The organism is Serratia sp. CY37869, from assembly GCF_052168895.1.
In the GTDB taxonomy this organism is placed as follows: Bacteria; Pseudomonadota; Gammaproteobacteria; order Enterobacterales; family Enterobacteriaceae; genus Serratia; species Serratia ureilytica.
Window position 1 is genome coordinate 785,872 of the sequence record NZ_JBJNLU010000002.1, and the last position, 22,346, is coordinate 808,217.

Sequence of the window (22,346 nt, forward strand, 5' to 3'; positions counted from 1 at the left end):
CGGAGACGTTGCGGCTTTTTTTATTTTCAGTATCCGGCCGAAGCGGCGCTTTAAAAATAGTCCACCAGCATGGTGGCGCCGCTGGAGAAGTCGCCTTCCGCCAGGGTGACGGCGCTGTTTTTCACCGGCACTGCATCAAGCGTCGGCGGATTGGCGTAGTCGATGTTCAGCGGCGTATTGATGGCGAAGGCCTTACCGTTGGCCAACAGCTTGATGCCCAATCCAGTGACGCTGCTGGTCAACACGCTGTTGTCAAAGGCCGCCGCGCTGCCCATGATCTTCATTTTCAACTGGCGGCTGTTATCCAGAAACTCGCATTTGATGCTGTAATCGATGCGTTGCATATAGCGGCTGCCGTCGATGCGTTTGATGCCGACCTTGCCGAAGTCGATATCGATGGTGCGCCCGTCGTTGATCACGCAAGGCGGAGGCGCCACTACGGTGGCGGTGATGTTGACTTTGGTGCCCTGATCGGCGGCCTGAGCGGCCGAGCTAATCAATTCCAGCGCCAACAGCAGGGCGCAGCCCGTTTTTATCGTCATGTTCATTCTGGCTCCCGTCTCAAGGTGCGCTGAAGATCAGCGTGGCCGAGCCCGACAGCGGACCGGTGGCGATGCTGGTGTAAGGGACATTGTTCTTCACCGGCACAAAGGTGACGGTGTCGTTACCCAGACCGTTGACGATGCGTGTTCTGAAGGCATTGTTGGGTTTCACCACCGCGCCGTTATACACCATCGCCACGCCGACGTTAGGATTGGTGGTCTTGATAAAATCGCTGGAGAAGCCGCTGGCGTCGCTGACCATGCGGATCAGAATATCCTGCGTCGCACTCTGGTCGTCGCATTGGTAGCTGAGCGCTTTGTCCTGTTTGATCTGGGCGTCGTTGGCGCTCTGGGTCAGGAAGTCCTGGCGGATCTGACCAAAATCGACATTAATTTGCTGGCCGTTGTTGATGGTGCAACTGGTGGTGACGAAGTAGGCGTCGTTGTCGGCGATCAGGCGCCAGCGATAAACGCCGCACTGTGGGCAGCCCGGTTGATCGTTGGTCTGAATAAAGTTGATTTGGCCGATGACGTCACCCTTATTCACCTTGATGTCCGGCGTTGGGAAACGGTTCAACACGATATAGACCCGGATGGCGACAGACTGGGTCTGCAAGCCGGTGAGGCTGAGTACGCTGATGCCGGCAGGCACCGGGGAGTTATAGTCGCTGCCGTTGATGGTCGTGCCGCTGCCGATCGAGCCAAAAATCGCGCCGTTCATCGACAGCGCCGGGCTATCGGTTTTGAGATAGTCGTACCAGCTCGCGACGTCGTTTTTACAGGTGACCTGGCTGACGTTGACGATTTCGTTTTTGCCATAAGAAAGCTGCGGCCCGATGCGAACCCGGACGTCAACCGGCGTGGCCGATCCCCCCGGGGGAATAAGTCCGCCATCGGACGTGCGGCAAGTAAATGCGTTGGCGTTGCCAAACAGCAGGAAGAAAGAGAGTGCCAGGCAGCAACGTAAAAATAGCAGGGCTGTTTTTCTCACGATAATATCCCGATATATATAAATGGTGTGCGGCGTTACTCCGCAATGAAATATTGCCAATCAGGCCGGCTGGCCATATTTATTCCGTTAAAGGAGAGTGAGATGCATCTTTGTTGGGTATGCCGTTGTTATCGCCACCGCCTAACAACGCGGTGGGATACCACCTCAACGAGTTGTTGATGGAGCCGTCCGTCACAATCACTTCTTGTCGGGCGACAAGATCCAATAACAGCCGTCGAGCCCGGTAAACACCGACGTTGACGGCATTGGCCAGTTGCCGTGTCGAGAGCCACTGCTGCTGTGGCGGCGGCCCGGCGACGGGACATTGACGGGGCGATTGCGCGAATAATGTTTGCAGCAGATCGTGCTGCAATTGCCGTATTTCCTTTTGTTTCGGAGATAACGCTTCCATAGCACTTCCTCTGTATTCCGATTGCCGTATTCCTAAGAAAAAACAAACATTCGCCGTCTACCAACAACGAGGTAAAACGCGAACAAAGAAAATTCCTATCTATTTATCAGGATTGAAAAAAAAGGCGTTGCCCGCCCCGTTTTTACCTATGTTCAGGCAGGGGGGGCGTCACGCAGAAACCTAAAATTTTGGTTTATTATATTCACAAAGTGCCACTTTGCGATCTGATTACTTGTGAATCTCGCAAAAACAGGATATTGCTCTATAAAAGTATTTTTTACGATCTATGAGCCTAAAAATAACAGTAAATTAACTTTAATTAGGAAATAAATTGCGAATGTTCGCCTTGATCAAAAAAAGCCTTTTTTTGCTGAGAGGCATTTGCCAGAATATTCATCGCCGGACAAGAAGGGCGGATTAGAAAGTATTGGCCCATGCTCGTTGTGATTTCGTTTATTTTTATAGGACGAATTCATTAATGGGTGGGCCGCTGCAGACTTACCGTTATCGACTTTTTATTGTCGGTGCCTTTGGGTTTTGGCAGTTAACCAACTAGCAAGATGCTAAAGAATCAGGGCTGCGCACATATAAGCGCGAGCAGGTTTCCTGTTGCTCTTTTTCTTGATTGGAATATGCATTTTTTCTTATAAGGAATATAGGTTCTATGAAACTTAACAAAATCATGATGGCTGCAGTGATTGCATTTGGCGCAAGTTCTTTTGCACAGGCAGCCGATCAGGGACACGGTAAGGTCACCTTCACGGGCTCTATTATTGATGCGCCATGCTCTATTGCGCCTGAGTCGATCGATCAGACCGTTGATCTGGGCCAGGTGTCCAACGTGGCGTTGAAAAACGGCGGCAAATCCAACCCGCGTCCGTTTGAAATCAAGCTGGAGCAGTGCGACATCACCACCCTGAAAACCGTTAAAACCACCTTCAGCGGCGTAGCATCGTCTACCGATAAGGATCTGCTGGGCATCGCGGGCACCGCCAGCGGCGCCGGCGTAGCCATCTCTTACAACGGCCAGCCGATCAAACTGGGTGAAGCGACTACCGCGCAGACTCTGAACACCGGCAACAACACCCTGCATTTCGCCGCCTACCTGCAGGGCGAAGGCGCTTCCGCCGCCATCGTTCCGGGCGACTTCACCGCCGTAGCCGATTTCACCCTGGCTTATCAGTAAGTGAGTCCGAAGGCTTAATCAACCAGGCATGGGGTTCGCCGCATGCCTGGTGAATCTCCCTGTCAAAGGAATGTCGCGATGTTTTTACCAAGGAATCGAGCGGGTGCCGTTCTTTTGGCGTCGTTGGCGTTTGCGCCCGGCTATGCAACTTCCGCCGCGCAGGGGTGGGGCAAGGTCAGTATGCACGGCGCCATTATCGACACCGCCTGCGCCATTGCCGCCGGCAGCCGCGATCAGACGATCGATATGGACACTCTTCCTCTCGGGCAGATCATTCGTGACGGCCAGGGGATGACCAAACCTTTCAGTATTGAATTGGTCAACTGCATTTTGGAACGGCCGGAAAACAAACCTGATTGGAAATTCTTTCAGGTCACGTTTGATGGTTATGCGGAAGGCGCTCTGTTTGGCGTACAGGGCGAGGCGCGCGGCGTCGCATTGAAGATAAAAGACAGCAACGGCACGCCGGTTATTCCAGGGAAACCCTTACCGATGGAAGGAATAATACCGGGAAATAGAGTGCTGAATTATTCCATGACGTTGATGCCGAATCATCAGCCGTTGAAGGCGGGAGCGTATTTTTCCACAGTGCGTTTTAAGCTGGATTATTTTTGATTTTTTCTCGTACTGACGGTTAATTCGTTATTGAAAGGACTTTTATTATGCTTTCACCGGCAGGGAAGTTATTTCGTCTTCAAGCTTTGGGGCTCTGTGTTGCCCTTTCTCTGGGAAATCCGATCGCGTTGGTCTATGCCGCCGACGTTATTCAATTCAATACTGACGTATTAGACATCAACGATCGTAAAAATATCGATCTGAGCCAATTTACGCGCAGCGGCTACATCATGCCGGGCGTTTATACCATGGTGGTGCACGTCAATAAGAACGACCTGCCGGAACAGCCGGTGACGTTTTTGGCGCCTGAGAACGATCCTAAAGGCAGTGAAGCCTGTCTTTCACCGGCATTGGTCAACCAACTGGGGCTGAAAGAAAAGCTGTTAAGCACGCTTAACTGGACACACGGCGGCCGCTGCCTTGACGCCTCCAGTCTGGCGGGGATGGAAGCGCGCGGCGATCTCGCCAGTTCCGCGCTGTATCTCAACATCCCACAGGCCTATCTGGAGTACAGCTCGGAAAACTGGGATCCGCCTTCTCGCTGGGATGACGGTATTCCCGGGCTGCTGTTTGACTATAACGTCAACGCCCAAACGCAAAAGCACCAGAAAGGCGGCAGCAGCTACAGCCTGAGCGGCAACGGCACCGGCGGCGCCAACCTGGGCGCCTGGCGCCTGCGCGCCGATTGGCAGGCCAACCTCAACCACCAGACCGGATCTTCTCAGCCGACTGACAAACAGTTCGACTGGAGCCGCTATTACGCCTATCGGGCGATCCCGGCGCTGCGTTCGCGGCTGACGATGGGGGAGGATTACCTGAACTCCGACATTTTCGACAGCCTGCGCTTTACCGGCGTCAGTCTGCGATCCGACGACAGCATGTTGCCGCCCAACCTGCGCGGCTATGCGCCGGAAGTGACCGGCGTGGCGAAAACCAACGCCAAGGTGGTGGTCAGCCAGCAAGGGCGCGTGCTGTATGAAACGCAAGTGGCGGCGGGGCCGTTCCGCATTCAGGACATCAACGACGCCGTTTCCGGCGAGCTGGACGTGCGCGTCGAAGAGCAGGACGGCAGTGTGCAGGAGTTCAAGATGAACACCGCCAACATTCCTTACCTGACGCGCCCGGGCACGGTGCGTTACAAGCTGGCGACGGGCAAACCGTCGGAGTGGGGGCATCACCTGCGCGGGCCGATGTTCGGCACCGGCGAGTTCTCCTGGGGCATCAGCAACGGCTGGTCGCTGTACGGCGGTGGCATCGCCGGCGGCGATTACAACGCGCTGTCGCTGGGGATCGGGCGCGATCTGATGGCGCTGGGGGCGCTGTCGTTCGACGCCACGCAGTCGCGCGCGCGTTTGCCGCAGGAGGGCACGCTTACCGGCGGTTCGTATCGGTTGAGCTATTCGAAGAACTTCGATGAATACGACAGCCAGGTCACCTTCGCCGGTTATCGCTTCTCCCAGGAGGACTTCATGAGCATGGGGGACTACCTCGATGCGCGTTACGAAGGGGGACGCAGCGGCAAGAGCAAGGAGATGTACACCATCACCTTCAACAAACAGTTCCGCGATCTGGGGCTCAGCACCTATCTCAACTACAGCCACCAAACCTATTGGGATCGGGCGCCGAACGATCGTTACAACCTGATGGTATCGCGCTACTTCGATATCGGCGATTTCAAGAACGTCAGCGTATCGCTGTCGGCCTATCGCAACCGTTACAACGAGCGCAACGACGACGGGATGTACCTGTCGCTGTCGCTGCCCTGGGGCAGCGCCGGGACGCTCAGTTACAACATGACGCTCGATCGCGAAGAGAACGCCCATCGGGTCGGTTACTACAACCGGGTCGATGAACACAACAACTATCAGATCAGCGCGGGCGCCGCGCGCAGTGGGGCGACCGCCAGCGGGTATTACAGCCATCAGGGCGATATGGCGCAGATCAACGCCAACGCCAGCTACCAGGCCGGCCGCTATAGCGCCGTCGGCATTGGCGCGCAGGGCGGCCTGACGATGGCGGCGGAAGGGGCGGTGCTGCATCGCGTCAATACGCCGGGCGGCACGCGCTTGCTGCTCGATACCGAAGGCGTCGCCGGCGTGCCGGTGCGTGGCTACGGCAGTACGGTGCTGACCAACCGTTACGGCAAGGCGGTGGTGGCGGATGTGAACAGCTACTACCGCAACAAGGCCAGCATCGATCTCAACAGCCTGGGCGACAACGTCGAGGCGACGCGTTCCGTGGTGCAGGCCACGTTGACCGAAGGCGCCATCGGCTACCGCAAGTTCGAGGTGATTGCCGGCGAGAAGGCGATGGCGATCGTCAAGCTGGCGGACGGCAGTGAGCCGCCGTTTGGCGCCACGGTGCTGAATGCCCGCAAACAGGAGACCGGCATCATCAATGACGGCGGCAGCGTTTACCTGTCCGGCCTCAACCCCGGCGAGCGCATGAGCGTGCACTGGAACGGCGCGGCGCAGTGTGAAATCCAGCTGCCGGCGCCGTTGCCGGCCGAAATGCTGATGAACACGTTGCTGCTGCCTTGCCGTCCTCTCACCGGTAACAAGCCGGCGGAGAACGCCAACTGATACCCCCGGCGGAGCGTGCTTCGCCGCTAAACCGCCGGGGCGGAATCGCCCGCCTTCGGCTGACTGGAACCGTGAAGACATGATGAATCTGACTATGACCAGAAAGACCGTTTCCCTTTTGAGCTCGCTCGCCGCCGCGTTGACGATCGGCGCGATCGGCCTGCCCGCCCATGCGGCTATCGCGCTGGATCGCACGCGCGTGATTTTCGACGGCGACCAGAAAACGGTCAGCCTCAACATCAGCAATCAGAATAAGCAATTGCCCTATCTGGCCCAGGGGTGGATTGAAGACGAGCGCGGCAACAAGATCCAAAGCCCTTTCACCGTGCTGCCGCCGGTGCAGCGGGTGGAGCCGGGCAAACCGAGCCAGGTGAAGATCCAGTCGCTGCCGGCGGCGCGTCAGCTGCCGCAGGACAGGGAGACACTGTATTACTTCAACCTGCGCGAGATCCCGCCGCGCAGCAATAAGCCGAACACGCTGCAGATAGCGTTGCAGACGCGCATCAAAATGTTTTATCGCCCGGCGGCGCTCGCCCCGAAAAAGAACGCCGCACCGTGGCAGGAGCAGCTGACGCTGACCCGGCAGGGCGACAAGTACGTGGTGAACAACCCGACCCCGTATTACGTGACGATCGTTGAGGCGAGCGCCGGCAAGGGCGGGAAAGGGGCCGCCGGCTTTGAACCGTTGATGGTGGCGCCGAAGGCCAGCGCCTCGCTGAACGTCTCAGCCGCGAGCCTCGGCAGCGGCCCGTCGCTGGCGTACATCAACGATTACGGTGGTCGGCCGCAGTTGAACTTCCGCTGCGCCGGCAATGCCTGCCAGGTCGTGCCGGTCGCCAAATGACGCGCCGCGCGCAAGCAGGGAAGACCAAGTCATGAACACAGCGGAGTGAACGAATCATGCAACGAAAGAACCCCATGCTGTTGGGAAAGGCCTATGAACGTCATCAGCGACGCACTATTGGCCTGACGGTGTTGGCCGCGCTGATGGTGCCGCTGACGGCGGGCACGATGTTGATGCTGATGCCGCCGGCCCGCGCGCTGGATAACTGGGACGTTGAGGGGGCGAACGGCACGCTCCACGTCTACGGCGCGTTAACGGAAAGCGCCTGCAGCCTGGAAATGACCACCGCCCGCCAGGAGGTATGGCTGGGCGAGACGGGAACGGCGCACTTCCAGCGCCCGGGCGATCGCGGCACGCCGGTCGCCTTCGAGCTGACGCTGAAAGACTGCCTGCGGGCGCCGGCGAGCAACCGCGACGCCTGGACCGGGGTTCTGGCCTGGAGCGGCAGCCAGCCTGCGGTGTCCGTCGCATTTTCCGCGCCGACGGATGACGACGCGCCGGGTCTGGTCAGGGTCGCCGGCGTCACCGGTTTGGGGTTGCAGTTGGCGGATGCCCGCGGTCTGCCGGTCCGCCTCGGCGCGCGCAACAAACCGGTATTGCTGACGCCGGGACAAAACACCCTGACGTATACGGTGACGCCGGTGCGCACTCCGGCGACGCTGAGCGCCGGCGCTTACCGCGCGGCGATCGATTTCCGTCTTTATTACGACTAATACGCCGCTTGCGCCTGGCAGGCGCAAGCATAACCAAAGGGAGTGGCGTCATGCGCGCGACAGAGACGAACCGGCGCCGAAGCGCGCTGCTGGGAGCCGGCATGGTGATGCTGGCCGGCATGATGGCGCAGCCGGCGGCTGCGGCGGAAAACATGCGCTTTCACGGTACGCTGGTGGCCGAGCCGTGTGTCATACAACCGGGGGATGAGGACATCCAACTGGATTTCGGCACCATCGTCGACAAATACCTGTACCTGAACACCCGCACCCACAGCCAAACCTTCGCGTTGCACCTGACCGAGTGCGATCTCAGCCTGGGCAATACGGTGGCCATTACGTTTACCGGTACTGAGAACGCCAAACTGCCCGGCCTGTTGGCGTTGGATGGCGGCAGCCTGGCGTCGGGGATCGGCATCGGGCTGGAGGACAGCAGCGGCAAGGCGCTGCCGCTCAATCGCGCCAGCGATAAATTCCGTCTGAACGCCGGCAACACCACACTCACGCTGCAAGCCTATGTGCAGGGAGAGCCGGAAGCCATCCAGACGAAGTCCATCGGCCGCGGCACCTTCAGCGCGGTGGCCACCTTCACGTTGGAATACGAATAAGCGCCTACAAGGACAAGAAACGCAATGATGAGAAAGCACGTCAATCACGCCCTGCGCATGGGGATGCTGTGCCTGTTGGCGTTGAGCGCCGCCGCTTGCCAAAGCCAAAAGCCGGGCAAGCCTGCCGTGAACACCCAAAATCAGGCTGCGCAACCTCCGTCAGAAGAGGTGTTGCGCAAGCAACGTGAGGCCGAGCAACTGCGGCAGTGTCAGGAGCAACTGGGCGCGTTGCGCACGATCAACGAGAAACAGTATCAGCGCTACAAACAGGCGTTCGACAGCCTGATGAGCGGCGCTTCCCAGTACGCCAACCTGCGCGCCCGGGTAAACGGTGACACGCAGGAGACGGTGGATGCGCTGTATCGCTACAAGGTCAACTATCTGTGTGCCGGGGTGAATCAGGCGGTGTTGACCGGGCTGGCGGATCGCGGGGAGCAGGTTAAATGAGGCTGCGTCTGCTGGGCTGTGTCGCTTTGCTGTTCGCCGGCGTCGCGCAAGCGGACGACGGCGTGCCGGCGCTGCTGCAGTTTGCCGAGCAGTATCAACGGCAGAATATCGGTCCGGCGACCGAAAAAACGGCGCCGGACGACCGTGAGTCAGGGAAAAAAAAGCGTGAGCCGGCGAAGCGCCTGTCGGACAACAGCCAATCCACCTCACCGGCCAAAACGTTTACGCTGAGCCAGGAATTATTGGCGCGCGATCAACAGCTGGCGCGCCAGCGAATGGCGCTGACGGCGCTGCGCCAGGAGCTCGCCGCGCTGCGGGCGGAGAAAGCGGCGCCACCCGTCGCGGCGTTGCCGGACTCGTCAACGCTTCAACAGTGGATCGCCGGGCTGGGCGCCGCCTGGCGCGGTTCGCCCGACGTGCAGCGCGCCGAGGCGCTGTTGCGTCAGGCGACGCAGGAAACCGCCAAAAGCAGAGCGACGGCGGCGCAGGCCGAACGGCGCGTCACCGAACTTGAGTCTGCCGCGCAGGCATCGGCACAAACGCTTGCACAACGCCAACGCGAGCACCAGGAGGCGTTGCACGCTCTGCGCGCCGCGTTGGAAGAAAGCGAGCAGAAGCGGGCCGGTGAGCAGAAGGCGACTCAGCAGGCGCGCGAAGACCTGCTGGCGTTGCGTAAGCGGCTGCAATGGGAGATGACGCCGGAGCAGTTGAAGGATGAACGCAAGCGTTTGTCCTATGCGGCGGGCAGTGCGCTGGGGCGGGATATTCAGGGGTTGATGACGGAGCGTCAAAGCTGGGGCGTGCCGGTGGATCGCGACAGCCTGTTGGCGGGCGTTATCGACAGCGTGTCGGGACGTTTGCAGCTGTCGCCGCAGGAACTGAATACGTTGACGGCGCAGGCGGATGCCGCCGCCGTGGCCGCGCGTGAGAAACGCGTTAACCAGCAGCGGCGGCGCGATGACGATTACCTGACGCAGTTCAGTCAACAAAAGGGCGTAAAGCAGTCGGCGATGGGCTTCTGGTATCGGGTGGATTATGCCGGGGAGGGGGCGCTGGCGCCAACGGCGGTGGTCGATGTTGTGGTGAAAGAGAAGCTGACCGACGGCACGGTGATCCAGGATATGGATCTGAGCGGCAAGGTGCTGTCGCAACCGCTGTCCGAATACCCGCCGCTGTTCCGGGAGGCGATAAGTCATCTGCACAACCACGGCTCGTTGACGATGGTCGTGCCGCCGGCGCTGGCCTACGGTGAAACCGGCTACCCGCCGAAGGTGCCGCCCAACGCCACCATGGTTTATGAATTGCGCATCGACAACAGCCAGGCGCCGGCAAAGGGCGTCCAGGCGGTTAAACGGGAAGCCGACACGGCGGGAGGGCAGGGATGAACACGATGATAAAAATCGCGTTATTTGATGAGAATCGATACTTCAGCGCCGGTTGGCAAGAGGCTCTGGCGCTGCACTTCAGCACTTACGGCAAGCGCACGCTGTTAGTGGATGCGCGGCAGGCTCATGAAGCCGATCTGGTGTTCTGCTATTTTCCTCCCGGCGTGCAAAGCTGTTTTTGTCACCTCTCTGAGGCGCAGCCCGTGGGGCGTAAAACGCTGTATTTCTCGTTGCGAACGCCGGAGGGACGGCATAAACGCACCGTCGGTAACCGCTGCTCGCTGGAGGCCGGCGTCATCTACCACGATATGCCGTTGGTTTCGGCGCTGTATCAGGTGAGCGCCGAGCTGGAGCGGCGCAGCAAATGGTCGGGCCGACTGAGCTGTGGCAGGAACTGCGCATGCCAACACCGGGGCTTGACGTTGCGCGAACAAGAGATCATGCGCTGCATGACGCGGGAGATGGGAGTCACGCAAATCGCCCGGATGCTGGATATTAGCGTGAAGACGGTCAGCAATCACAAGATGAGCGTCATGCGTAAAATGGGATTCCGGCGTAATGCCGAACTTTACGGCTGGCTGCGGCACAGCGCTCGTCCCGGGGCTGTGGGGCTTCGTGCGGGCATTCAGCCCGGCATTGCGGCAGGAAAGGATCGCTATTGAAACGGCGCCGGCCAAGTCACACCGGCCGGCGCCTTAAGTGCCTCGCCGTGGCGATCAGTTGCAGGCCACGACCTTGATCGCCAGCCCGCCCTGTGAGGTTTCGCGGTATTTGGCGTTCATGTCTTTGCCGGTCTCGTACATGGTTTCGATCACCTTATCCAGACAAACCCGCGGTTCGCTGGTCCGGCGCATCGCCATGCGTGCGGCGTTGACCGCCTTAACGGCGGAAATGGCGTTGCGTTCGATGCACGGCACCTGAACCTGGCCGGCGAGCGGATCGCAGGTCAGCCCCAAATGGTGCTCCATGGCGATCTCCGCCGCGATGCACACCTGCGCCGGGCTGCCGCCGAGCAGCTCGGTCAACCCGGCCGCCGCCATTGAACAGGCCACGCCCACTTCCCCCTGACAACCGACTTCGGCGCCGGAGATCGAGGCGTTCATCTTGTACAGCGCGCCAATCACGCCGGACGCCAGGAAATAGCGGGTGTAGGAGTTGGCGTTCACCGGGCGGATGAACTTGTCGTAGTAGGCCAGCACCGCAGGGATGATGCCACACGCGCCGTTGGTCGGCGCGGTGACCACGCGGCCGCCGGCCGCGTTCTCTTCGTTGACCGCCAACGCGAACATGTTGATCCAATCGACCACGTTCATCGGATCGATATTGTTCTTGTCTCCGGTCACCAGAATGCGGCGCAGCGCGGCGGCGCGGCGCGGCACTTTCATCGGGCCGGGCAGCAGCCCTTCGGTGTTGATGCCGCGCTCGATACCGGCGCTCATCACCTGCCAGACATCGGCGAAATGCGCGTCGATATCCGCCTTGCTGCGCAGCGCCAGCTCGTTTTGCATCACCAGGCCGGACAAGGACAGCCCGGTCTCCTTGCAATGCTGCTGCAGATCGTGCGCTGATTTGAACGGATAGGGCACCGGCGTAGCGCCCTCGGCTGACTGGCCGAAGTGCTCTTCGTCGACGATAAAACCGCCGCCGATCGAGTAATAGGTTTTGCTGTGCAGCAGGCGTTCACCGGCGAAGGCGCGGATGCGCATGCCGTTTTCATGCAGCGGCAGGTTGTCGCTGTGGAAGTTCATGCCGCCGTGCAGCGGGAAATCCACCTCGTGGTGGCCGTTGGCCAGCGGCAGGCGGCCGCGTTGCTCAACGTCGCGAATAAAGCCCGGAATGCTGTCGATGTCTACATCGTGCGGCAGGTTGCCGGCCAGGCCCATGATGATGGCGATGTCGGTGTGGTGACCTTTACCGGTCAATGACAGCGAACCGTAGACGTCGACCACCACGCGGGTGGTGTCCTGCAACTGCTGGTGCGCGATCAGCTCGTCGACGAACTGTTTGCCGGCCTTCATCGGGCCAACGGTGTGGGAGCTGGATGGGCCGATACCGATTTTGAAAATATCGAAAACGCTGACCATGGTCTCGCCTCCTTCTTCAGGTTTCAGGCGGTGAATACGGGAAATGGGGGAGTGCGGGAGGGCCGGCGCGCAAGCGGCGCCGGCCGGGCGTGATTAGCCGAGCAGGCTGAACACGATGGCAGAGATGGCGATCAGACCCATCACAACCACGAACACGTTGCTGATGTGGCCGCTGTACTTGCGCATGGCAGGCACTTTACGGATGGCGTACATCGGCATCAGGAACAGCAGCATGGCGATGATTGGGCCACCCAGGGTTTCGATCATGCCCAGGATGCTTGGGTTCAGGGTGGCGACGATCCAGGTGGTCACCAGCATGAAGATAGCGGTCATGCGGTTCAACTTGGCGGTGCTGACGGTTTTGCCGCGGCTCTTCATCGACTTGGCGACCAGGCCGTTGAAGCCTTCACGGGCGCCCAGGTAGTGGCCCAGGAACGATTTGGTGATGGCGACGAAGGCGATAACCGGCGCGATGTACTCGATCATCGGGTTGTTAAAGTGGTTGGCCAGGTAAGACAGAATCGAGATGTTCTGCGCCTTGGCTTCCGCCAGGTTTTCCGGCGTCAGGCTCAGCACGCAGCTGAACACGAAGAACATCACGGTCAGCACCATCATGATGTGTGCATAAGCCAGAATGCGGGAGCATTTCTTCTCGGCGTCTGCGCCGTACTCTTCGCGTTTGGCGACGGCGAAGGCGGAGATGATCGGCGAGTGGTTGAAGGAGAACACCATCACCGGGATTGCCAGCCACAGGGTCATGATCAGGCCGTGACCCGTGCCGGTACCGCTGCCGGACAGCGACACGTTTTCGAAGATGGCGCCGGTCCAGTTAGGGATCAGGTATACCGCCAGCAGCATCAGCACCGCCACGAACGGGAAGACCAGGATGCTCATGGTTTTCACGATGGCCTGCTCACCGAAGCGCACGATGGTCATCAGGCCGACGATCAGGATCAGCGACAGGATGGCGCGCGGCGGCGACGTCATGCCCAACTGGTGGGTAATGAAGCTGTCGACGGTGTTGGTGATCGCCACGCTGTAAACCAACAGAATCGGGTAGATGGCGAAGAAGTACAGCAGAGTAATCAGTTTACCGGCGGTGATGCCGAAGTGCTCTTCTACCACGGCGGTGATGTCTTCACCGGGATTTTTACCGGACAGAACGAAACGGCACAGGCCGCGGTGGGCAAAGAAGGTCATCGGGAAAGCGATGATGGCCATGATGATCAAAGGAATCAAACCGCCGATGCCGGCGTTGATTGGCAAGAACAGGACGCCTGCGCCGATGGCGGTGCCGTACAGGCCCAACATCCACATGGTATCCGTTTTACGCCAGGTAGTGCTGGAACCCGAAGCCGCAGAGGCAATTGTGCCGGTCTGTGTAGTGTCCATAAATATCTCCGAAGTGAACACGAATTTAAAATTAAAAGGCAAAACTTAAGGTTAAACCGTCAAACGTCCTATTCAGGCAACGCTTGCGGTAAGAATCAGGTGTTGCTTGCGGGGATGTTTTGGCGTCCCCCTGGTTGTTTATTGTGTTCATTACCACAGGCACAGCGCCGGGTAATTCACCAAAGACTTTTCACCGCCACGGGGTGATAAAAGTCGTTACCGCTGCCGACAGGTCTTTGCCTGTCGATTTTTGTTGGCGGCAAGATAACGATTTACAGTAGAAACAACCGTGATCCTGCTCTCAAATGCGTAATGTGTGCAGTTATCTGCTTTTTCATCGATTTTTCGCGCATTTGTTGCACATTTGTGTAAGATTTTGTGCTGAGAACGCTCTCATAAAAATTTCTGCGATTATGCGGCTTGTACAATAATCAGCCGGATAAAGCGCTGTGCTCAGCAGCAAGCCGAGCAATATATTTTATGCGTGGTTTTGGATCTAGCTAAAAACCCGGATTAAGCAGTTTTAGTGACGTAGATCACATTGTATTTTTAAGTCAAATGAGCTGTATTTATTTGTTTTTAAAGGAGTTTAATTGAAAAGCGCCGCTAGTAACGAAGGGAAATTACTTACGTGGTTAGCGGATAAAAATGCGTAACCATTCATCATATAAATAACAGATAGCTAACAGGTATTGGCGAGATTTGCTGCAATAGCCTAACCGGCCGTTTATTTAAACATCCCGGTCTTTGGCGCGATTTATCATATAAAAGCCATAAATAGTCGTTAATTCATCCAGCCGAAAGCGGGTTTGACCAGAGAGAAAATAATCACTCGGGTGACCTGTTGCATTTTATTAACCTGATGTTGCGTGAGGATAAGCGAAAAATGCGTATCGATTGCGCATTATTTGTTCACCTCGGGCTGTGGGAAAAGAGAGATTTCAGCGGCGCGCCGTCGTTTCCGACGGCGCTGAAGGGGGATCAATAGCGGGTAGCGATGGCGTTATCGTTGAAGAACGCCATGAAGTCGGCGTCCGGCTGGCGATCGGTGATCACCCGATCGAACTGCGTCAGCGGGCCGATACAGGCCGGCTTGATTTTGCCGAACTTGCTGTGATCCGCCACCAGGATCTTTTGCTGCGCCATCGCCATTGCGCGATGCTTCATCTCCAGCTCGTCGAAGTTAAAGCAGGTGGCGCCGTGCCGCAGGCTGAGACCGGCGGCGGAGATAAAGGCGATGTTCGGGCAGATGTGATCGAGCTCATTGCGGCCGCCGACGCTGGAAAAGATGTAGTTGTTCGGTTTGAACTCGCCGCCGCACAGGATCACCTTGCAATTCGGTTTGTCTTGCAGCGCCAGGAAGGTGTTCAGCGAATGGCACACGGCGGTGAAGGTCAGTTCGTCGGCAATGGCGTCTATGATCGTCGGGGTGGTGGTCCCGCAGTCGAAAAACACCGTGTCGTTTTCATTGATCAACGGCGCCGCCAGCAGGCCGATGCGCCGTTTCTCCATGACCTGTTTGGCTTTTTGATCGGAAACGAAGTAGTTGGTCACGCCGTTGCTGCGCGGATCGGTCACCACATAGCCGCCGAGCAGCACCACCGCCGCCGGCTCGGCGCTCAGATCGCGGCGAATGGTCATCTCCGAGACCCCCAGCAGCGCGGCGGCTTCTTTCAGGTGGATCTTGTCAGCGCGTTTTAACGCCTGAACTAACCGGTTGATACGTTCTTCGCGCCGCGTTTCCATAGATCCGTCTTCCCACAGGTAGTAGAGGTAAAAAAGCGTGCCGCCGTTTCCGGCGCTAAACACAACGATGCGGGGCAATATCGGGCCGCATCGGCCGCCCGTATTGTCCCGCATCGGAGTGTATTGGCTGCGCCCGTCAAGGCGCGCCGACGATCAGTAGCTGCCAGCCGCCGCCTGCGCGCCGGATACGATGGCAACGCCGGAGCTGGTGCCGATACGCGTGGCGCCGGCTTTGATCATCTTCTCGGCGGTGGCGCGATCGCGCACGGCGCCGGAAGCTTTCACGCCCATTTCGCTGCCCACCGTCTCGCGCATCAGTTTGACGTGCTCTTCCCGAGCGCCGCCGGTGCTGAAGCCGGTGGAGGTTTTAACGAAGGCGACATCGAGTTCGCGACACATTTCACAAACCTGGACGATCTGCGCATCGCTGAGCAGGCAGGTTTCCAATATTACCTTCAACGGGATCGCCGCGCAAACCTCGCGCACGGCGGCGATGTCGGCTTTCACTTCGTCCAGCAGGCCGCTTTTCAGCCAGCCGACGTTGATCACCATATCGATCTCTTGCGCGCCGGCGGCGATCGCCGCTTTGGCTTCAAAGGCTTTGGCGACGGTCAGGCCGGCGCCCAGCGGGAAACCGATCACCGAGCAGACTTTCACGGTGCTTTCCTGCAGCAGCTGGGCTGCCAACGGCACGTAGCCGGAGTTGACGCACACCGCATAGAAGTTGTGCTGCTGGGCTTCTTCGCACAGTTTGGCGATCTGCATTTCGGTGGCGTCCATGGCCAGCAGGGTGTGGTCGACATAGCGGGCGTAATCGATGTTTTCGGAGGTCATCGCGGTTCCTTAATGAAGTTGAGAAAAGAGCGTTGATAGAGGATGTGAAAATAATAACATTACAATGCAGGTAAACCTAGCGGGATTTGAAAAATGTCGACGAGATCATAGTTATTTCACTGTTATATGTATAACTTAGGGGAGATTTATTTGTTATTTAAATAACATTTTCAGCGGCCGCTCGCGGCCTGCGCGGGCGAAATGTCGAGGGAAAACGATGAAAATCAACATTGATCTGGTTCCTGCCGCGTTCGGGGCGCATCGGCAGGCGCTGTTCCGCAATGCGGATTTCGCGGTGAGCGCCCATCGCTGCGCAGAGCGCGGGCCAATGCTGACGCTGGCGAATCGGCGCGGGGCACTGACGGTCTTGCCGTATCAGGGCCTGGCGATTTGGGATGCTGAATTTGACGGTTACTCATTGAAATCGGGCCGCCGCAGCGGGCGGGGCGCCGGAAGAAAGCGCGATGATGTCGCCGCGTTCTGCCCCGCCTGGCCGAGTCACGACGGCGCATCGCTCCAGATGCAACGCGTGTGGCTGCAGCTGGCGGGCGACGAGCTGACGTTGCAGGGCGAAGGCGAGCGGTTGGGCGAGGGATGGCGCATCGGCCCGGCGCTGCGCTTGGCGGCGCAGAGCGCGCAGTTCGCCATTGAGATGAAAGTCACCAATCTGGCCGATCGGCCGCAGCCGCTGCGCTATGTGTGCCGCCTCAACTACGATTGCATTCCCGACGCGGTATTCCGCCAAAACTTGCCGACGCCGGCGCTGTTGGGGGAGGCGCTCGGGCAGGAACTGCTGTGTTCCGAGGATCTGTCTCGCTACGTGGACCGAGCCGAATTCTTTATGCTGGCGCCGCAAGGCCGGCGCTATGTAACGCGTTTCGCCACCGGGCAATTCAACTATGGTCTCCGGCGCATCGCCGTTCAGGGCAACCGGCAGTTGCTTTCCTTTATCCAGCCGGCAAACTGCCGCCCGAATGCGCCAGAGGGTGAGGGAGTGATGCTGGGAGCGGGAAAAACGCGGGCGTTCTGCGTGACCACCGGCGTGGTGTGAAATAAGCAGGGGCGGTAACGCCCCTGTCATGTTGTGCGGTTACTCTTTCACCCAACCGCGGCGAATGGCGAAGGCGAACAGGAAACGATACAGGCGCGACAGCCTGTCGGCGATGACATCGCCGAACAGATTCCACACCAGTTGGGCGAACAGGCAGCCCACCAGGCCGAGCAGGAAACCGCCGACCATATCCAGCGGCCAGTGCACGCCGAGGTAAACGCGTGACCAGGCGATGCCGACGGCGACGATCATCAGCAGCACGCCGGACCAAACGCGGTGCCAGAACAGGAACGCCAGCGCGAAGGTAAAGATGGCGGTGCCGTGATCGCTCGGGAACGAGCTGTCCGGCGCGTGTGGCAGGAAGGTATAACCGACGCCGGCGACGAACGGGCGCTCATGCGGCAGCAGCGCGCCGATAGCGGAAGCGGCAAGCATGGCGAACAGCAGCGCGATAGTGGTTTTCGCTACCACCTGGCGTTGCGAAACCAGCTGGCTTTGCGGCCCCCACAGCCAAAGACCGACGATCAGCAGCGGCACGATGATGATCAGATCGCGCGCCAAAAAGGTGGCGAAATCGATCATCCATTCAGGAGACGCCGGAGTCGCATTGATCCAGGCGAAAAGAAAATGGTTCAACTGTTCCATAACCGTTACCTCGTCTTGCGGCGCCAATAGCCGCTAACCGTCCAATAAATAGCCAACTGGCTTAACCAAACCCACCAACCCGCCCACAGGTTATGGGTAAGAAAATGTGCGCCGCGCATGATCTGACCAAAGCCCATCACCATGCCAAGCGCGATGCCGCCGCACCAACACCACCAGGCGAGGCGCGGACGCTGCGGATAAAACAGGAAAAACAACGCCATCACCGCGAAACCGCTCGAGGCGTGCCCGCCGGGGAAACAGCGGCCGGGGCCCGGCAGTGCCGGTACCGCGCCGAATAGCGGGAAAGACATCGCTTTGCCGCCGTACTCAATCAGATCCCACGGGCAGGAGTGCGCGCTGGTGGCTTTGAGAATGCCCACCACCAGCGGGCCGATGCCAATCAGCAGCATGGTCACGATCAGGCGCGCGCTGCGGCGATAGATGCCCCAAAACAGCGTCAGCACCGCCCCTACGATCACTATCTGCTTCAACAGGCGGTGATTGATCAGATCCAGCCAATAATTGTTTTGCCACGGGAAATGCCCGCTGGCGGCATCGTACCAATAGTTGCTGATCGCCCAATCCAGCTGTTCGTTGCGGGAGAGCCACAGAAACGCCAGACCGCTGATCAGCAGGCCAAAAACCTGCCAACGGTAAAAGGATGTCGACAGGGAGTAAAGGGCGGTTGTCTTAATTTGCGGTGTCGTTGAGGATTGATTTAATGACGATTCTGGATTCACGCGCAGGCTCGGTGACAGGATTGAATGACGTCACTGTAATAATTCTGTCTTAAGAAAACCTTAGTCCGCCGGCAAGAAAACCCTATCTGATACACCCGCTTGTGCGAAGGTAATCGCTTGTTTTTCTCGTCTTAACCCGAGGGTGTGCTGGCTAATTGCTCCGCTTAACGGTTTATATCAGGCGATTGTCACTATTTATCACCTATTGTAAAGAAGATTAAACCTGTGGCGGGCTTGGCGGTAGTGTATTAGTTTATAGTCGGATTATTTGACAAAGTGTAGGGATAAAACATGAACAAGGCATCCGTTGTATTTTCCGGCCTGCTGATGGCCGTTTCCGCTGGCGCTATGGCGGCGACCTCTGGCGATGACGCAGACATGAGCAAACAGCCGCTGGAAAAAGTCGCGCCTTACCCGAAAGCCGAGAAGGGCATGAATCGCCAGGTGATCTACCTGCCGAAGCAAGAGCACGAAGAGAACTACAAGGTAGAACTGCTGATCGGCAAGACGTTGGAAGTGGACTGCAACCGCCATATGATTGGCGGCACGCTGGAGACCAAAACCCTGTCCGGCTGGGGTTACGACTACCTGGTGCTGGAGAAGCTGTCTGAACCGGCCTCGACCATGATGGCCTGCCCGGACAATACCAAGACCAAGAAATTCATCGCCGCCAACCTGGGCGACGCCGCGATGCAGCGCTACAACAGCCGCCTGCCGATCGTGGTGTATGCGCCGAAAGACGCGGAAGTGAAATACCGCATCTGGAAAGCCGAAGACACCGTAAGCCAGGCTGAGCAGAAATAACCGCCGCCTGACGCCGCTCCGCTGGCCATTCCCGGTTGGCGGAGCCTTTCTCCTTCCTGTCTCCTTATCATTCCCGCATCTTTGACACTCGACTGATTGCTTTCGGACGTGGCTTTTAGGCGCGACATGGCAACGAAATACGCAAGTCAATACCTCTTCACAAGTGCACAGGAAGCACGCAGCTGCATGGATGGAAGAGGATGCGTGCGTATAGAAATAGAGCAAAGAAATCTTTACTGAAGTGTGATAATTTTGCGCATGCCCTATTAATGGAATGACACAGAAGATAAGGATATCCAATGCGTTATCGTTCGCTAACGCTCGACGAGCCCCGTAAAAGCCGCACACCTGGCGAGTTGCTTGATGATGGTGCGCCTGTGCCGACCACGGAACCCTGCGAGTGGGCAGGCACCGTATGAAACTGATTCATTTCTCCTCTGAACACACGGCGCCGGAAAGCTTTTCCAGGATACTTAACCCGACAGCAGCGCGGCATGAGCTGGAACGGCACTATTTGTTCGGCGGCGCAGCCGGCATATCGATAAGCAGCCGGTATCCTATTACCCGCAATACTCAATCCGGGATTGGCGTCACCGGTTATCGTGAGGACGTGGCTATGAAGCGCAGCGTACTCGATGAGATCAACCGGGGCGGCTTGCTGGCGATTGATCAGGGAATCGGCACCTGGACGCCGACGAAATATGCCTTTTACGTCGACGCGGAAGGCCGATTACAGCGCTACCCAGGCAGCTCTCTTCCCGCCTTTTATCCTACCGGGCGCGTGATCGCCCGCTATGAAGAAATGGTCAGCCGCTATGGCCACCGGGCAAAACCGACGGTGCTGCCGGCGAGGCAGAATACGACCCGGAATCCCCCTCTGCAACAAGCCATCGCGACCGCAGTGGCAACCGTTGCCGCCACGGTGCAGGCCATCCGCCCAATGACCAAGGCAGAACGCTGGCAAGAACGCCAGTACCTGATAGGGCGAGGCAACCGCAGCATTTACCCGGATGCGCGCATGGCGGCACAGCGCCTGGCGGAGAACAACGTCGCGGTCGAAAAGGCGAAGTTGGCTGAGAATGTCTATAAGACCACTAACCCGCTCAAGGACACGATAGACATCCCTGAAGGCTGGAAGGATATCAGTAACAATGATGGGGCGCTGGGTAAACTCGGTTTAAGCAAAGATATGCTCTATGACGATGAGGATACGCCGGGCTTTCTGGCTCGGGTTTATCAGCCTGATGAGAAGGTCTTTGGCAAAGCGATGAACCCGACGGTGGTGTTCCGCGGATCGCGTGCGCCCGAGTTCCCGGAGGGAATAAGCAAGGCTGCCCAGAAAGCGTTATTGAACGGCGATTTGTCAGGGATTAAAAACCTGAGTGACTGGTCAAATAACGGCGCTCAGGGGTTGGGGTTTAATTCTGAATACTATAAACAAGCCGTTATAATTGGCGATAAAATTTCGAAAGTATCAAATATTGACGTTGCGGGTCATTCATTAGGAGGCGGTATGGCCTCTGCGACCTCCATAGCCAGCGGCAAACCGGCTTGGACGTTTAATGCAGCAGGTCTGAATGCGGGAACCGTCGAAAAATACGGTGGCTCTATAATAGGCAGCGCCGATAATATTCAGGCGTATCGCGTAAAAGGGGAGCTGTTGACCAAGCTGCAGGAGGTTGATTTGTGGGAAGATGCCAAAGACCTTAAATTTTATCCCCCGGCGGTGATGGCGAAAGAGCGGTTGTCCATGTTGGCGCCTGACGCCGTGGGAGTAAAGCACACGCTTCCCGGTGGAACAGGTTCACTGCTGGATAAGCACGGTATAGACCAGGCGATACAATGCATTGAAAATGAGAAAGACGATGACATTGCCACAATCAAGGGACGAATATGAAAAAAATCATACTCATTATCACGATGCTAGTGTCTATGCTCATCATTCAGGGGTGCAAACAAGGTATGGATTTACAACCGCAGGATTATTTTGAAGGGACGCAGCTGGACATCGCTAACATCATCTACGAGGGTGACAGGCAAAAGCTGGATAAGGTTTTACCGACGGTAAGCAAAGAAACGTTAAATCGACCGGGCAAGGCGGAGATGACGTTGCTATTCTGGGCGATAAATAACGCTATCTTTGACAAGAACACGCCAGAGCGGCTTAAGATAATTACAGATCTGGTTAAGGCAGGAGCAGACCCACTGCAGCCAAGGCCGGAAGGGAGAAGTAGTCCCGCTGAATTTGTTATGAAAGCAGATAAGGGAATCTGGATAAAATCCATGTTAGATGGGGGGCTATCTCCTAATGCAAAAGATAAAGTCAACAATAAGCCAATTATATTTAAAAGTATTCTTGCGAAGAACACAGAGACATTAGAGGTCATGTTGGATTATGGCGCTGATATAAATATAAGAAATTCACTGGGTGATACGCTGCTCATCGATGCTTTAGATTATCACTCCTATGACCACGTCATTCTTCTATTAGAAAAAGGCGCCGATAGCGATATAAGGGGCAACTCGGGTTGGACGATGGGCAATCAACTGCAACGGCTGATTAATAGAAGTCCGGACGGCAGTGAGGCGAAAGCGTCTCTTGAGCGCATCAAAGACGAGCTAATTAAGCGTGGTGGGAAATGGCCACCTCTCCCTGTCAGTCAATAAGCCGTTCTCAGTATCCAAGGGCATAGAGGGATGCTGATACGGTGAAAAAGCAAAGTTGAAC

At 57.6% G+C, this 22,346-nt stretch carries 22 protein-coding genes; 13 read left to right on the top strand and 9 right to left on the bottom strand.

Features of this window, described 5'->3' with window-relative positions:
• Positions 1 to 50 precede the first annotated feature (50 nt).
• From ACJ8J1_RS14055 to ACJ8J1_RS14065, 3 genes are all read right to left on the bottom strand, one after another.
• The gene (locus tag ACJ8J1_RS14055; protein WP_226772988.1) at positions 51 to 542 is read right to left on the bottom strand and encodes a fimbrial protein; all 492 of its coding nucleotides are present in this window, start codon (positions 540 to 542) and stop codon (positions 51 to 53) included.
• A 19-nt stretch (positions 543 to 561) separates the two neighbouring features.
• A complete protein-coding gene (locus ACJ8J1_RS14060) occupies positions 562 to 1,380 on the bottom strand; it encodes a fimbrial protein (RefSeq protein WP_033644236.1) in 819 nt (272 codons plus the stop codon).
• 232 nt (positions 1,381 to 1,612) lie between these two features.
• Complete coding sequence (locus tag ACJ8J1_RS14065) at positions 1,613 to 1,945, bottom strand: hypothetical protein (protein WP_046686743.1); 333 nt, start codon at positions 1,943 to 1,945, stop codon at positions 1,613 to 1,615.
• 664 nt (positions 1,946 to 2,609) lie between these two features.
• On the opposite strand from ACJ8J1_RS14065, the gene ACJ8J1_RS14070 reads away from it, so the two are divergent.
• From ACJ8J1_RS14070 to ACJ8J1_RS14110, 9 genes are all read left to right on the top strand, one after another.
• Positions 2,610 to 3,131: a fimbrial protein gene (locus ACJ8J1_RS14070; protein WP_025302212.1), complete on the top strand. Its 522-nt coding sequence runs from the start codon at positions 2,610 to 2,612 to the stop codon at positions 3,129 to 3,131.
• A gap of 78 nt (positions 3,132 to 3,209) precedes the next feature.
• Positions 3,210 to 3,746 (top strand): fimbrial protein, encoded by a 537-nt coding sequence (locus ACJ8J1_RS14075; protein WP_033642500.1) that lies wholly within the window; start codon positions 3,210 to 3,212, stop codon positions 3,744 to 3,746.
• 47 nt (positions 3,747 to 3,793) lie between these two features.
• A complete protein-coding gene (locus ACJ8J1_RS14080; RefSeq protein ID WP_074446877.1) occupies positions 3,794 to 6,328 on the top strand; it encodes an outer membrane usher protein in 2,535 nt (844 codons plus the stop codon).
• Between the two features lie 79 nt (positions 6,329 to 6,407).
• Positions 6,408 to 7,172 (top strand): fimbria/pilus periplasmic chaperone, encoded by a 765-nt coding sequence (locus tag ACJ8J1_RS14085; RefSeq protein WP_103681969.1) that lies wholly within the window; start codon positions 6,408 to 6,410, stop codon positions 7,170 to 7,172.
• 74 nt (positions 7,173 to 7,246) lie between these two features.
• Entirely contained in the window at positions 7,247 to 7,885 is a 639-nt protein-coding gene (locus ACJ8J1_RS14090) for a fimbrial protein (RefSeq protein WP_033642502.1), read from the top strand.
• Positions 7,886 to 7,935: 50 nt separating this feature from the next.
• Positions 7,936 to 8,490, top strand: coding sequence for a fimbrial protein (locus tag ACJ8J1_RS14095; protein ID WP_033642504.1), 555 nt, complete (start codon positions 7,936 to 7,938; stop codon positions 8,488 to 8,490).
• 24 nt (positions 8,491 to 8,514) lie between these two features.
• On the top strand, positions 8,515 to 8,937 hold the full coding sequence (locus ACJ8J1_RS14100; RefSeq protein ID WP_046686746.1) for a hypothetical protein: 423 nt from the start codon (positions 8,515 to 8,517) through the stop codon (positions 8,935 to 8,937).
• Positions 8,934 to 10,322 carry an FKBP-type peptidyl-prolyl cis-trans isomerase N-terminal domain-containing protein gene (locus tag ACJ8J1_RS14105; RefSeq protein WP_033642505.1) on the top strand — a complete coding sequence of 463 codons (1,389 nt, stop codon included), beginning with the start codon at positions 8,934 to 8,936 and terminating at the stop codon, positions 10,320 to 10,322. The genes ACJ8J1_RS14100 and ACJ8J1_RS14105 overlap by 4 nt, the downstream gene beginning before the upstream one ends.
• The gene (locus ACJ8J1_RS14110) at positions 10,319 to 10,984 is read left to right on the top strand and encodes a response regulator transcription factor (RefSeq protein ID WP_033642506.1); all 666 of its coding nucleotides are present in this window, start codon (positions 10,319 to 10,321) and stop codon (positions 10,982 to 10,984) included. The genes ACJ8J1_RS14105 and ACJ8J1_RS14110 overlap by 4 nt, the downstream gene beginning before the upstream one ends.
• 54 nt (positions 10,985 to 11,038) lie before the next feature.
• Here ACJ8J1_RS14110 and ACJ8J1_RS14115 read toward each other — a convergent pair whose 3' ends face one another.
• From ACJ8J1_RS14115 to deoC, 4 genes are all read right to left on the bottom strand, one after another.
• Positions 11,039 to 12,406: an L-serine ammonia-lyase gene (locus ACJ8J1_RS14115; RefSeq protein ID WP_033642507.1), complete on the bottom strand. Its 1,368-nt coding sequence runs from the start codon at positions 12,404 to 12,406 to the stop codon at positions 11,039 to 11,041.
• Positions 12,407 to 12,499: 93 nt separating this feature from the next.
• Positions 12,500 to 13,798 carry an HAAAP family serine/threonine permease gene (locus ACJ8J1_RS14120; RefSeq protein WP_033642508.1) on the bottom strand — a complete coding sequence of 433 codons (1,299 nt, stop codon included), beginning with the start codon at positions 13,796 to 13,798 and terminating at the stop codon, positions 12,500 to 12,502.
• Between the two features lie 981 nt (positions 13,799 to 14,779).
• A complete protein-coding gene (gene deoR, locus ACJ8J1_RS14125; protein ID WP_033642509.1) occupies positions 14,780 to 15,544 on the bottom strand; it encodes a DNA-binding transcriptional repressor DeoR in 765 nt (254 codons plus the stop codon).
• 153 nt (positions 15,545 to 15,697) lie between these two features.
• Positions 15,698 to 16,378, bottom strand: coding sequence for a deoxyribose-phosphate aldolase (gene deoC, locus ACJ8J1_RS14130; RefSeq protein WP_033642510.1), 681 nt, complete (start codon positions 16,376 to 16,378; stop codon positions 15,698 to 15,700).
• 217 nt (positions 16,379 to 16,595) lie between these two features.
• Here deoC and ACJ8J1_RS14135 point away from each other — a divergent pair, with 217 nt between their 5' ends.
• On the top strand, positions 16,596 to 17,429 hold the full coding sequence (locus ACJ8J1_RS14135; RefSeq protein WP_033642511.1) for a hypothetical protein: 834 nt from the start codon (positions 16,596 to 16,598) through the stop codon (positions 17,427 to 17,429).
• A 39-nt stretch (positions 17,430 to 17,468) separates the two neighbouring features.
• On the opposite strand, the gene ybjG is transcribed toward ACJ8J1_RS14135, so the two are convergent.
• Together ybjG and ACJ8J1_RS14145 are read right to left on the bottom strand one after the other, a co-directional pair.
• Positions 17,469 to 18,074, bottom strand: a complete 606-nt coding sequence (ybjG, locus tag ACJ8J1_RS14140; RefSeq protein WP_033642512.1) for an undecaprenyl-diphosphate phosphatase — start codon at positions 18,072 to 18,074, stop codon at positions 17,469 to 17,471.
• A 5-nt stretch (positions 18,075 to 18,079) separates the two neighbouring features.
• Positions 18,080 to 18,814 carry a phosphatase PAP2 family protein gene (locus tag ACJ8J1_RS14145; protein ID WP_033642513.1) on the bottom strand — a complete coding sequence of 245 codons (735 nt, stop codon included), beginning with the start codon at positions 18,812 to 18,814 and terminating at the stop codon, positions 18,080 to 18,082.
• A 291-nt stretch (positions 18,815 to 19,105) separates the two neighbouring features.
• Between ACJ8J1_RS14145 and eco the strand changes: the two genes are divergently transcribed.
• From eco to ACJ8J1_RS14160, 3 genes are all read left to right on the top strand, one after another.
• Complete coding sequence (eco, locus tag ACJ8J1_RS14150; RefSeq protein WP_033642514.1) at positions 19,106 to 19,618, top strand: serine protease inhibitor ecotin; 513 nt, start codon at positions 19,106 to 19,108, stop codon at positions 19,616 to 19,618.
• Positions 19,619 to 20,033: 415 nt separating this feature from the next.
• A complete protein-coding gene (locus ACJ8J1_RS14155) occupies positions 20,034 to 21,515 on the top strand; it encodes a phospholipase A(1) (protein ID WP_033642515.1) in 1,482 nt (493 codons plus the stop codon).
• On the top strand, positions 21,512 to 22,285 hold the full coding sequence (locus ACJ8J1_RS14160) for an ankyrin repeat domain-containing protein (protein WP_033642516.1): 774 nt from the start codon (positions 21,512 to 21,514) through the stop codon (positions 22,283 to 22,285). The genes ACJ8J1_RS14155 and ACJ8J1_RS14160 overlap by 4 nt, the downstream gene beginning before the upstream one ends.
• The last annotated feature ends 61 nt before the right edge of the window (positions 22,286 to 22,346 follow it).